The sequence below is a fragment of the Johnsonella ignava ATCC 51276 genome (genome assembly GCF_000235445.1).
GTDB lineage: Bacteria > Bacillota > Clostridia > Lachnospirales > Lachnospiraceae > Johnsonella > Johnsonella ignava.
On the sequence record NZ_JH378829.1, the window covers coordinates 255,988 to 268,739 of the forward strand.

The 12,752-nt window shown below is 35.0% G+C and carries 11 protein-coding genes, 1 tRNA gene and 1 CRISPR repeat array; of the genes, 1 reads left to right on the plus strand and 11 read right to left on the minus strand.

The features are described 5' to 3' along the window. The coding region (locus HMPREF9333_RS01240) for an integrase core domain-containing protein (RefSeq protein ID WP_005539207.1) at positions 1-431 on the plus strand (431 nt) is incomplete at its 5' end. Between the two features lie 80 nt (positions 432-511). After that, positions 512-1,343: a CRISPR direct-repeat array (repeat unit 35 nt; unit sequence GTTTCCGTCCCCTATCGGGGTTTTTATTTTCTAAT). A 168-nt stretch (positions 1,344-1,511) separates the two neighbouring features. Here the strand turns inward: HMPREF9333_RS01240 and csm5 are convergent. From csm5 to mnmA, 11 genes are all read right to left on the minus strand, one after another. Next, positions 1,512-2,696, minus strand: coding sequence for a type III-A CRISPR-associated RAMP protein Csm5 (gene csm5 / locus HMPREF9333_RS01245; RefSeq protein ID WP_040882014.1), 1,185 nt, complete (start codon positions 2,694-2,696; stop codon positions 1,512-1,514). Positions 2,697-2,698: 2 nt separating this feature from the next. Then, positions 2,699-3,766, minus strand: a complete 1,068-nt coding sequence (gene csm4, locus HMPREF9333_RS01250) for a type III-A CRISPR-associated RAMP protein Csm4 (RefSeq protein ID WP_005539209.1) — start codon at positions 3,764-3,766, stop codon at positions 2,699-2,701. Further along, complete coding sequence (gene csm3 / locus HMPREF9333_RS01255) at positions 3,756-4,472, minus strand: type III-A CRISPR-associated RAMP protein Csm3 (protein ID WP_005539210.1); 717 nt, start codon at positions 4,470-4,472, stop codon at positions 3,756-3,758. Before csm3 ends, csm4 begins: the two co-directional genes overlap by 11 nt. Positions 4,473-4,484: 12 nt before the next feature. Next, positions 4,485-4,913 carry a type III-A CRISPR-associated protein Csm2 gene (gene csm2, locus HMPREF9333_RS01260; RefSeq protein WP_005539211.1) on the minus strand — a complete coding sequence of 143 codons (429 nt, stop codon included), beginning with the start codon at positions 4,911-4,913 and terminating at the stop codon, positions 4,485-4,487. A gap of 2 nt (positions 4,914-4,915) precedes the next feature. Further along, positions 4,916-5,968, minus strand: a complete 1,053-nt coding sequence (gene cas10 / locus HMPREF9333_RS12080; protein ID WP_005539212.1) for a type III-A CRISPR-associated protein Cas10/Csm1 — start codon at positions 5,966-5,968, stop codon at positions 4,916-4,918. A gap of 14 nt (positions 5,969-5,982) precedes the next feature. Further along, positions 5,983-7,404: a type III-A CRISPR-associated protein Cas10/Csm1 gene (gene cas10 / locus HMPREF9333_RS12085; protein WP_005539213.1), complete on the minus strand. Its 1,422-nt coding sequence runs from the start codon at positions 7,402-7,404 to the stop codon at positions 5,983-5,985. 19 nt (positions 7,405-7,423) lie between these two features. After that, the gene (cas6, locus tag HMPREF9333_RS01270) at positions 7,424-8,176 is read right to left on the minus strand and encodes a CRISPR-associated endoribonuclease Cas6 (protein WP_005539215.1); all 753 of its coding nucleotides are present in this window, start codon (positions 8,174-8,176) and stop codon (positions 7,424-7,426) included. Between the two features lie 154 nt (positions 8,177-8,330). After that, entirely contained in the window at positions 8,331-9,644 is a 1,314-nt protein-coding gene (locus tag HMPREF9333_RS01275) for an alpha-amylase family glycosyl hydrolase (protein ID WP_005539216.1), read from the minus strand. 395 nt (positions 9,645-10,039) lie between these two features. Then, positions 10,040-10,128, minus strand: a tRNA-Ser gene (locus HMPREF9333_RS01280). A gap of 216 nt (positions 10,129-10,344) precedes the next feature. Continuing rightward, positions 10,345-11,637: an N-acetylmuramoyl-L-alanine amidase gene (locus HMPREF9333_RS01285; protein WP_005539217.1), complete on the minus strand. Its 1,293-nt coding sequence runs from the start codon at positions 11,635-11,637 to the stop codon at positions 10,345-10,347. After that, the gene (mnmA, locus tag HMPREF9333_RS01290) at positions 11,634-12,749 is read right to left on the minus strand and encodes a tRNA 2-thiouridine(34) synthase MnmA (RefSeq protein ID WP_005539218.1); all 1,116 of its coding nucleotides are present in this window, start codon (positions 12,747-12,749) and stop codon (positions 11,634-11,636) included. Before mnmA ends, HMPREF9333_RS01285 begins: the two co-directional genes overlap by 4 nt. Positions 12,750-12,752 lie beyond the last annotated feature (3 nt).

Sequence of the window (12,752 nt, forward strand, 5' to 3'; positions counted from 1 at the left end):
AAAATGGTAAATTTAGATACAACTGCTCCATAATAGATTTATACGACCGAGTTGCAATAGCTTCTGTTAATGGCGACTATATAAACACACAATTAGCTATAGATACACTTACTCAGGCTTTAGAGAAGGAAAAATATCCTTCTGTTATTTTACATTCAGATCAAGGTGTACAGTATACTTCTTGTGAGTTTGTAAATTTCTGCAAAGACAACAATGTAACTCAGAGTATGAGTAAAGCAGGCTGCCCTTACGACAATGCAGCTATGGAAAGATTCTATAATACTTTTAAAAGTAATTTTTATAATGTAGCCAGTTTCACTAGTGCAGAGGCAATGGATGAACTTACTACAAAATATATCAATTGGTACAACTACATCAGACCTCATTCGTATAACAATTATTTAACACCAATGGAGGCTCGCTACAGATAGATATTTATCGAACAAGGTGTTACAAAAAAGCTTGACCAGTACACTTCTGATGATGTAACAGCAAAATCGGAAGACATACTGTTTCCGTCCCCTTTCGGAGTTTTTATTTTCTAAATTGCAGAACAATTTGACACTCCGCAAGGAAGCCTGAAGTTTCCGTCCCCTTTCGGGGTTTTTATTTTCTAAATAATGCAAGAAAAATCAGCTTTGCTTACTTCAAAAATTGTTTCCGTCCCCTTTCGGGGTTTTTATTTTCTAATCTACATGGCGATACGTGTACTACGCTTGCCGAATATTTGTTTCCGTCCCCTTTCGGGGTTTTTATTTTCTAATTCAAGCTTCAGTCTGTTGAAAAACTCAAGAACACAAACAGGTTTCCGTCCCCTATCGGGGTTTTTATTTTCTAATAAGAGGTAATAAAAATGGAGAAAATTAGTAAAGATTTAAGTTTCCGTCCCCTATCGGGGTTTTTATTTTCTAATTGATGATACTAGATTTATTGAAACAAGCTTAATGTGTGTTTCCGTCCCCTATCGGGGTTTTTATTTTCTAATTATGAAAAAATACTTTGACAAAAGTTATTCTTTTGGTTTCCGTCCCCTATCGGGGTTTTTATTTTCTAATCCAGTCTGAAAAAGGCGAGTATTATCTCACAAGACAGTTTCCGTCCCCTATCGGGGTTTTTATTTTCTAATGGAAAAATTATCATGGATATCAAAGTAAAACAACCAAGTTTCCGTCCCCTATCGGGGTTTTTATTTTCTAATATACTTTACATCAAAGCACCTGACTTCGAAACCCAAGTTTCCGTCCCCTATCGGGGTTTTTATTTTCTAATTCGTAGAAAGCAAATTACTACAGGATGCCCATAAACTCAGTTTCCGTCCCCTATCGGGGTTTTTATTTTCTAATCCTACCTCCTGCGGAGTCTCTGTATTAAAGGGCTTACATATATTTTACGGCGTAAAACATATTTTTTAATAAAACTCCGGCTGTTTAGATATAAAATACAGCCCAAGCCCTTTATCCAAGCCGTGCGGAGCAAACATTTCATAAACCATGATTTCTTTACATAAACAATTATTGGGGTTCAAAAGAAATCAGGCAAGCTCCGAGCTGCATCATTTTACCACAATATTCAGTGCATTTCAACATTCTTGGTGAAGCCCCTTTCTTATAGTCTCCGGCATGTCCTCTATTTTCAAAAACTTTAGCCAGTATGTTTGAAACCCTTTTAATACCGTCTTTACCATGCAATGCCGCATATGTATATGTTTTCGATGCGTAGCCCACACCTCCGCCTATAAAAATTACATTATCCAATGTTGTATCAAGTTGTACATTTTCTTTAAATTTACTTAAAAACTCTTTTTTATAATTCCTATAGTCTTCAGATATCGCCTTTTTTATATCTTCAACCGTATAAGAAAATTTATCCTTATTTATTTTAACCGGAAATACTATTTCAGCACCCGGTTTTATACATTCCCTAAGCATCGGCATAGCATTTTGTTTTCCATCAGTGCCTATATCTATTTTCTGACATACGGTCAGATTTTTAATATCAAGCGGTATACTGTCTGCTATAAGCAGACCTGACATCATATCATATATTTTATCATCTATCTTAGTTGAACTATCTACATTATTTTTTCTGTGAAAGATTTGTACATCAATTTTTTTTTGAATTTTATTTCCGCTAATTCCTTTTGTTCCGCTATGTCCTGTTAATAACTCATCAACTCCATTTTTTAATTCAGCTGACAATTTTTCGTTTTTTAACAATTCCATATCCGCAAGTATAGTCCTGATTGCCCCCTTTAAACTGCTTCCGGGAATATACGGTTTTCTATACATATCTTTTACAAAAAGCTCAATTCCTCTTTTTATCAGCTCCTCTCTATCCGGTATATCTGATATATTTAATTTATATAAAATCCATTCATTATAATTTTTATCTGAAATATTATTTTCTCTAAACAGATCAGCCAGTTTTTTTCCTTTGCTCATAATATAGTTTTCATATTCCTTAATCAGCCTTTTTTTAATAAAAAAACGTAGCATTTTATTAATATCAAATATTACAATCTCACCTGTCTCAGAGTTATATATATATTCATTCTTTTCAAGCCTTTTCCCGCCCCCTATATAAACCGGAGTTAAGGTTTTTAAACGCACATTATAAACCTGCAGATTTTTCATATCAGTCTCCATTTCGCCTCCTCCACCCGGCTGCATAAATAGTGATGATGAAGTATGTTTCATACTTAAACCTCCATAAACATAGGTTTTGCATAACGATATACCTCATGAGGTACAGTTTCCGGAGAAACATCATATATATCTCCGGCAAACCTGTTTTTAAATACAGAGCCCGCTTCAAACAGATACAATTCTTTTTTCTTTTTTGCAGTGCCTGCACAGCTGTCGGAACTTATAAAACCTCCACGCCTTTTAATTAAAAACACGGCATCCTCAAGAGCCATGTCCAGTTCCTCGTCTTTAGGCAGACATAATGAAAGACTCATATACATTTTATCTTTGTTTTTTGTACCTGTATATAAATTTTCTGTGGTTTTATCCGCTGTTCTACTCTCATACTTCACTGTATCTGTTACATCAGAATTATTATTTATATTTTTATACATCGTATTATTTTCTTCAGTATTTTCATTTTCAGTAAGTCTTTTATTTAAGCTTTCAGGTACATTTGATATATGAGCTGTAAATTTTCCTAAACCCACCGAAACCTTGCCGCCTATACCGGTATATGAAAGCTGAACAAATAAATCACTTATAAGAGTATATTCCTGCTCGGAATCATAACCTATACATACATAAAGTCCGCTGCCTTTATTAAATGCAAATACTTTTATCGCATATGGCGAGCTGTCAGTATAATCCCTTGCTATAGATGCTTTTTGCCTTATATGGAAATCCCCTATATTTTTAAAATCATCTGCCGCTTTTTCTATATCAAGTTTTTCATTTAAATAATCATCAAATTGTGAAACAGGTATATAAGCAAGTTTTTTTAAAATTTTATTATTTGCCGTACTATCCTTCTGAATAGGCAAGTCATATAATATTTTTTTCTTAGGTTTCGGTACATAAAATTTCTCACCTATATAGGGCATGGCATCCGAAATTAGAATTCTATTTTCTTTTACGGCACAAATAAGCTTTTTAAATACATTTTCCTTTTGAGACAATGCCTCATGACACAGGGCTGAAAAAAGACTGTCAGCATATATAATTTTATCTCCGCTGTCAAGTGCCTTCTCACCGAAATGAACCTCAGTCTGAAATTCAAGCTTTATAATCTTATATTTCATTAATGCCCCTTTTTATATTATATTCCTTTATTATATCTTTCATCCTTAATTCTATAGCTTCATCCAGTTCACCCGTTACAGTATCAAATTCCAGATCCCTGATTCTAACACGTCCGTAGCCACGTGAGCCATGACCTCCAAGATAATCATACTCAAGCAGCTTAAAGCCATCTAAAAGAGTTATAAAATCTTCCTCTATCTCAGACTTCTCAATCACGTTATAGATAATTCTCAACCCGAACAAACTTCCACGGACAACCCGTTCTATCTGCCTGAGTTCAGCTTTTCCTGTAAGCCTGTCTATAGTATTTTCAAACTTCACCTCCCTTATATCAATATCCTTCTCATTTAACTCTTCAGCATTTTTCATAAACATATCCGAAAATATAAGCCTTGATTTATATTTGTTCTTTGGAGTTTGTGAATTGTTATCTTTTGAAGCACTTGTACCGAATAGACGCAATATCCTTGTGCAGTCCTCATCATGTTTCTTTACAATCCCTGTACTTTCTTTCGGATTGTACTTTTGAGCCAGAAGGCTGCGAAGTTTTCCTTTAAGGCTGCTGCCAGGTATCATAGGCTTTCTTTCAAAAGCATCCTCTACAACCGGAGACTCCACTCCTATTGCTGCAAACTGTGCAGCACCTCCTATGTGCATTCCGGTACATACTTCTATAATTCCGCTTATTTCAATTTTTGTATACATTTATATTCTCCTCTACCCTTTATCAGGTGCATAAAATTTTTTATATGCCACTAAAGCTTCCATATAATGGCAGAAACTTATAAATTTTTTCTTGTCAGAACCTATACTGTCGATTTTATTAATTATATCTGCCTTTTTAATTAATTTTTTTACTTCCGGTTCTCTGCCCGCTTCATATATAAAATGCATCTTCATATATTGTATCTTTGCACATAATTTATCTTCAAGGCTTTTACCCTCATTTCTCAAGGCTTCGTTATAAATATCCGAAATCATTCCTAAAAGTTTTCTCAGCTTTGAAGTCGAAAGCTTCATAACATAATTTCCGTTTTTATCAGTTTTATAATTTCCATTTATATCCTTTTCCAAAAGGCTTTTTATAACCTTATAAGCTTCATCCACATAATTAAGTTCCGTTAATTCAGTCTTTTTTTCAACCATTGTTAAGCTCCATTCTGTCTTATTAAATAAGCATATATATACACTGCCGTTATCATTTGCTTTCTATCCTTATTATCAAGTCTCCATTTATATATTTTTTCTGCAAACTGACCGTACTTTTGTCTGGAGGTTTCATCAGAGTTCATATCAAGCTCCGACTCAATACGCCCAAGCAGATATGCAAGTCTTGCAATATTTATCCTGCCCTCCTTATCTTCTCTGAAAAGTTCAAGAAGCCTATATAAAAAACTTGCCCCCTTTTCTTCACTGCCTGAAAAAAAATCAACTAAGGTTTTAAATTTTTCTCCCAATACTTCCGATATAAGCTCATCCCATTTATAGGTATGATTTTCTTCAAATTCGCCGCAGCCGTTATTTTGAGTTTTTGCAGTATTTGAAGTTTTAAAAAGTGTTATTGAATTTTTTCCTTCATTTGCTTTAGACTGTTCTTCAAGTTTTCCGGTTTCATATGCCATATATGAGACCGGGTATTTTACATCATATATTCCATAGCCTGCTGAAAATGTCAATGCCCCCAGTGTAAATTTTTTAAATGTATTATACAGGTCTATTGAAAATTCAAGTATATCCTTCCATGCACCTACTATAAAAAGATCATCACCTCCTGAATATATAACCGATGCATTCCTTTGAGGTACTGCTTCATTACCTTCCAGACTAAATTCAGGTTTTTCCAGTATATGATTAATATAAAATTTAAAAAATATTGATAAATTTCTTGACAGTGCAGTGCTTCTGGATAATGAATTATATTTTTCTTCAAATCCGCTGCTTATAGCACTTCTAAGACTGTCAACATCCGCTCTTAAAACTGCAAGCCTTTTGATCCCTTTGCCGGCAGCTGCAAGTTCTTCAAGAGTATTATATTTAGTATAATCCCCTATCCATAATTTGCTACATACTAAATGCTCAGTAAAAAAATCATTTTTTATATAGGATCTTATATATCCTCCATCCTGAGCCATAATATTTTCTTGCTCACCATCTTCCGATATATCATCTATAATCAAATATTTATCATGTGGCAGCGGCATATGACTGTCATATTTTATTTTTTTAAATTATCACAGTTTACATCTTTATCTATATTTTTTGACATTACTCTTAAAAGCTTTTTTTCGTTTTTAATTATATCTCTTGATATAGTTATCATTGAATGACATATACTGCATATATTTCTGCCCTTATCATCCTGTATAAGTTTATCTGAACGGCGACAAATCGCACATTCTCTCTCAAAATCACCGGTATTGCTGTTTAATATTCTTATATCTTCTGCACTGTACCTATTTATCTTTTTTTGCGAAAGTTTTTCATTTACCGCTCTGTAAAGTTTTCCGCAGCCATAATAATCAGATTCTTCTTTATCATCTAAAATATAATTTTTATATGATAAATCCCTGCAGCAACATGGAGTATATGCCATAGCTATATATAAAGCGTTTTTAAAATTTCTTAAAAACCACTCATTCGTCTTTTTTTCAAATTTTTCTATTATATCCCGTGCCTCTTCGGTATTTTGTATAAGTATATATGCATGTCCTCCACCTGAATACAAAAGATTAGCTCTTGACAGTTCAAGCTCCTCAAGCAGGTCATCAGCTATATCTTCAAGTAGTATATCAAGATAAAATGACCTTGATCTTAAGTTTTTTAATGCATTTTCGCTTTGTATATCATATATAAAATTTTGTATTCCCGATATATCCATGCTGAATAAAAGCATTATTTCTTTTTTATAAAAATCCTTTGCGGCACTTCCCCATACATGAGACTTATAATCTGTAATATTATTATCCCTGAAATAAAGATACATACATGAAGCCACGGCGGCAGTTATCTTAACATGGTCATATAATGATATATCTGCTATTTCGTCTAAAGCTGTAGATGAAGGAATAAATGACAGGTAAGCCTCCAGTATTGACAGAAGTGAATTCATATAGTATTCATTATATTCTATATCTTTTATTTTTAGTAAATTTTCTATATCCACTTTTATAGTGCAATAAATTCCATCGTCCGATTCTGTCATCACATTGTTTTCGCATGGAAAATTAATCTCATCTTTCAGAGCTTTAAATGTACTTTTTTTATAAACCGCCTTTTTATTATTTTTATTTAATATATTAAAAATACTGCTTAAATTAATATTTATATCAAAGCCTTTATCATCACCTTCATTTTTACGGCGATCCGCATCAGAAGCTATATTATCCGCCATATAGGTGATATAGGCAAGTGAATTATTACCATTTTTCAGTTTTGCCCCTGATAAATATTTGGCATGGTGATATCTAACCTGTTCAAGTATATCACTGCGCAGTTCTTCATCTGATATTTTAATATTCTCCTTTAAAAAATAATATCCGCTCTCACTATGATTTCTTTTGTCGGATTCACGGTATAACACCTTGCCGATATCATGAAGCAGTGCACCTGTAATTACCGCTGCAAGCTTTTTATCCATCCTTCCTCCTAAATATGAATTATTTAATTACTGCAATAGCACCCATACCGACAGCAGTTTTTATTCCTACACCTGCATAACAGCCAAATTCTGCAAGCATATAGGCAAGGTTTACCAACTGCGTGGGAGCATTAATTTTAATTGAAATCTCTCCTATAAAAGCCGGTATCAATATACCCTCAAGTGAAAATAGCGTGCTTCTAAGTTTATATTCCTCTATATATGCCTGTTCCTCATAGCTTTTAAGCACCTGTGCATCATATACACGGCTTTGGACTGAAACGGCATCATATTTATGCATAAGACTCTGGAATATAAGTCTTACACTCGGAAATATACAATAACGGTTATCCTGTCTAAATGATGTCGGTGTAATAAATTTCAGCTTAAGTATCTTTTTGCTTTTATTTTCATAAAGAATTTTATTAAGTTCTTTATAATCCGACTCTATAATGCTGAATTCTTTTATATATAAAGTCTCATTACGTTTTTTCAAAAAAACACTTTTTTGGGCTTCATTATTTATATTATAAATAAGCTTGTCTATAATTTCTTTTTTTGCCCGGGTATCAAGCGTATTTATTACCCATACTATATCATCTTTGTCTCTGGCAATATATTGACTGTATGGATTAAGCCTTAAATTATGTAAAAGTGAAGCGTACTGCGGCTCGATTATTTCCATGATATAGCCATGTGCCAAAGATGCCATGCTGTAACTGTATGATTTTCCCTCGTTGCATTTGAATCTGATTTTTAACCTTGTCGGCATACTTCCCCCTCCAGCCTATACCGATATTTGCACTGTATAAACTTCAATAAATCTCCGGTATTTCTACTTAAGTCTATAAACTTAAAATAAACCCGCTCTAATTAAGTCATTACGAACTATATAATTAATTATATGGCTCTATTATATACTGTAATCATTTAAATTTCCAATAATATATACTATATGGGGCAAGCTCAATACCGCTTAAAAGTGAAACATCACCCCCGTTTAAAAGATCCTGTGCATCACCCTTTACACCTGCATTTGTAAAATCTGCATAATAAGGATTTGAATCAATGTTTATCGCAACCCATATACGCTCACCCTCATATTCACGTTCAAATACAAGCTGCCTGTTTGTAAGCAGCACCGCTTTATAAGGAGCATACAGCAAGGCTTTTTCCTGCTTATGAATTTTTGCAAATTTTGCAATACTCTCAGACAATTCATTAAATTCAGGTTTTTGGATCTCAGGTCGCAGAGCATAATCACTGCCGTTTTCTTTAGTCCCTTCAATCCCCCACTCGCTTCCATAATATATACAGGGTATGCCCGGCATTGCAAACATAAGTCCGTAAAGCAGCCTGAGATGCTTTTTATCCTTTAATACGGAAGCTGCTCTTATAACATCATGATTATCTGCAAATATAAGCATATGTTCACCTTTGTATATGCCCGTATCAGCTGCAAAAAGCCTGTTTAATGAATATGATATTTCAAATAAATTCAAATCATTACAGCTTGAATACAGCCCTTTATAACATTCATAGTTTGTACAACTGTGAAGCATGGAGGTATTTACTATCCTTTTATAATCTCCAAATAATATCTCGCCTATAAGTATAAAATCAGGCTTTAAAGAATAACAGAAACTTCTGATTTTTCTTAAAAAGTCCTCGTCAATACAATAAGCGACATCAAGTCTAAGACCGTCAATGTCAAATTCATCAACCCACATTTGTATTGAATCAAATATATATTTACAGACCTCATCATTTTTTAAATTAAGTTTTACAAGTTCATAATGCCCTTCCCAGCCTTCATAGTAAAAACCGTCATTGAAGCATGAGTTTTTGCCGAAATCAATATAAAACCAGTCTTTATATGGTGAGTTCTCCCTGTTTTTAAGTACATCACAAAATGCCCAAAATCCCCTTCCTGTATGATTAAAAACTCCGTCAAGTACAATTTTTATATTTTCTTTTTTTATTTTTTTACATACATCAGCAAAATCTCTATTGCTTCCAAGACGACAGTCAATCTTTCTGTAATCCCTCGTATCATATCCATGTCTGTCCGATTCAAATACAGGAGAAAAGTAAACAGCATCAACATTAAGCTTTTTAAGCTGCGGTATCCATTCCTCAACCCGTTTTATTCTGGCAACTTCTATGCCGTCATTTTCCTTTGGTGCACCACACATGCCAAGAGGATAAAATTGATAAAATACGCTTTTTTCCAACCACATAAAATTACTCTCCTTACATCCGATTGCTTATTTTTATTTAATAAGATTTATAAGATATTGTATCATATCTTACACATAACCTACAACTTATAAAATATTACCTTATTCTTTTTAAGCTCATCCGGTTTGAAGCGTAATGTCATGAAGCTGCACAGCAGAAAATACTGCTTTGTAAATTTTAAATGTTTTATAGAGCTTCTTGCCTGCACTAAAAAATCGTACTTTCATAAAGTTAGGAATATAAGTATTAAGATTAACATTTACTCTTATGCAGAGTTTTAGAAGATTTATAAAAAGAAAAGCGATTCTAAAAGTCAGGATTTAACTTTAAAAGAAGCAATGTATAAATATTGTGAAATGAAAAGCAAAAAATCCCTGAATATCAGGGTTTTTAGCGGAGATGGTGGGATTTGAACCCACGCACCGGTATCACCGATCTGCCGCTTTTCGAGAGCGGTCCCTTCAGCCTCTTGGGTACATCTCCATTTATTCCTGCAAGCAACCGGACCTATGACAAACCTGCTTGCACATATATGGCAACATCAACAAGTATGAAATACCCCGCCCCTTAGGGGCGTAATAAGAATTTAGATGCCCCTTTGTTTTCAGCGGGGTACTTCACTGTAAGTCATAAAGTCATAAAACTTGACCTGCATATTATATTATAAAATCTGTTAAAATACTATAAATATATATTTATTTATTTGCCGAAATAAATCCCCACACCGTCAGCAAGCCCCTTTGCAAGTGTATTTATAGTCGCATCGGAATGGTCGCTTGCCTTATCACCAAGTTCTATATCAATAGAAGCAATTGTTGAATAAGAGGTCTGAGTAAGATCCATAGGAAGTCTTCCATCACCAAATATCCTTGTTCCGGTATTCTTTAATCCCTGTATAAGACTTTTCCCAAGTGCCTCATGTTTTTCCCATGTTGAGGCTACCGGTTCCATCTGCCTGTATGAAGCCACATCCGGCACACCCATATAAAATGCACCTTTATCACCGCCTGTTGAATCCCAGTGAAGTGCTATATGACAGCTTGATGTATTATTTGCGATAACGGTTCTTGCAATATTGTCAAGCTGTACATCATCACTCTCTCTTATCATAAGCACGTCATATCCTCTTGAAAGAAGCTCAGTCTTAAGTGCCTTTGCCATCTTAAGTGTTACCGCCGCCTCAGATGTTCCGTCATTAAAGGTCATACCGGTTGATACTGCAACCGTTTTAACCGCACCTTCAGCAGTAGTTCCGCCTGTAACTTTGGCAGTACCGTCAGGATGACATAAAGTTTTTACTGAAGAGCCTCCCTTGGTGCCATGACCGGCATTTACACATACCGTTATATCCTTTCTGTTATTCTCAGCTTTATACAAAACTGCATAGCCTGAATTTATCTTTGAATTTCCGGCATATTTCCATGACGGATCAAGTTTTATCTGAGCACCTGATGCGTACTGTGCACTGCTTCCGCCCTGATCTTTAGAGCCTTCCGTGGTCTGCAAGGCTTCTTCGGTGAGGTATCTTGTTACCACAAAAGCAGTTTCTCCGTCAACTATTATCCTGCTCCATTCACTATTTTTACCTGTCCTTTGAAATTTTGCTCCTTTATCAGCCTTCTTTAATACAGGTGCCGAAGTTGAAGCTCCCTTTCTTATATTTACTGAATCGGCAGTTATATATACTGTTTCATCAACATCTGCAAAGCTTTGTTCCGGTACTTTTTTCTTTACGCTCATATCCGACACCTGCAAAGTATCTGTGCCGTCATCGCCGGCATTGTCAGTATCAATTAAAAAAACATCCTTTTTTTCAGTGAGATCTGTATCCGACATATTTGCCTGTGATGAGCTTGCAGTCTGTGTAGGTGATTCGGTCTTGTTTGAACATGAAGCCTGACTTAAACTTATAATCATAAGCACTGAAACTGCCGCCATGTATCTGATGTATTTAAAACATTTAATTTTTATACATGATAATATTTTTTTCATACTGCTTTTACCTTCCTTTCCGTACCTGAATTTAATATTGAAGCTCCGCCTATCACATATCCCTCCTCATCATAAAATACAACCGCCTGACCCGGAGTAACCGCTCTCACCGGAGAATCAAAAGATACTGATATTTTTCCGTCAATATCCGCCTTTACCGTGCAGTATTCACCCTTATGCGAATATCTTATCTTGGCTTTTGCCCTTAGACTCTCACCCTCCTTAAGCCCTTCTATACTCATCCAGTTTACACTATCAGCCGTAAGGCTGTTCGAGTAAACGTCAAAATCGGTTCCAAGTACAACCTCATTTGAATCTGCCCTTATTTCCTTTACAAATACCGGATAACCGAGGGCTATACCAAGCCCCTTTCTCTGTCCTATAGTATAGCGGCTTATCCCTCTGTGCTTTCCGAGTACTTTGCCTGAAGCATCTACAAAACTTCCTTCTTCAGGCTTTATACCTGTATTTTCTTCTATAAAAGCCGCATAATTCTTATCAGACACAAAACATATCTCCTGACTGTCGGGCTTGTTGGCAGTTCTTAAATTTATCTGCCTTGCTATCTGTCTTATCTGCTCCTTTTCATAGCCGCCAACAGGCATAAGCGTCCTTGAAAGCTGTTTTTGCGTAAGCTTATAAAGTGCATAGGTCTGGTCCTTTAGTGCACTTTTTGAAACTTTAAGAGCATACCTGCCGTTTGGCAGGAGGGAAACTCTTGCATAATGCCCTGTAGCTATATAATCGCAGCCTATATTAAGACTTTTATCAAGCAGATTTTCCCATTTTATATATCTGTTGCAGACTATACATGGATTGGGTGTCCTGCCTTTCATATATTCATCTATAAAATAATCTATTACTTTGTTTTTAAATTCATCTTTAAAATTCATTACATAGTACGGTATATCAAGCTTATCTGCAACTCTTCTTGCATCTTCAACTGCCGAAAGTCCGCAGCAGCCGGCATCGGAGTTTTTTCCGTCTTTATCATCCTGCCATATCTGCATAGTAACGCCTATAACATCATAGCCTTGTTCTTTAAGCAGATATGCAGCCACAGAAGAATCCACACCGCCTGACATACCAACTACAACTTTTTTCTTGTACATAAA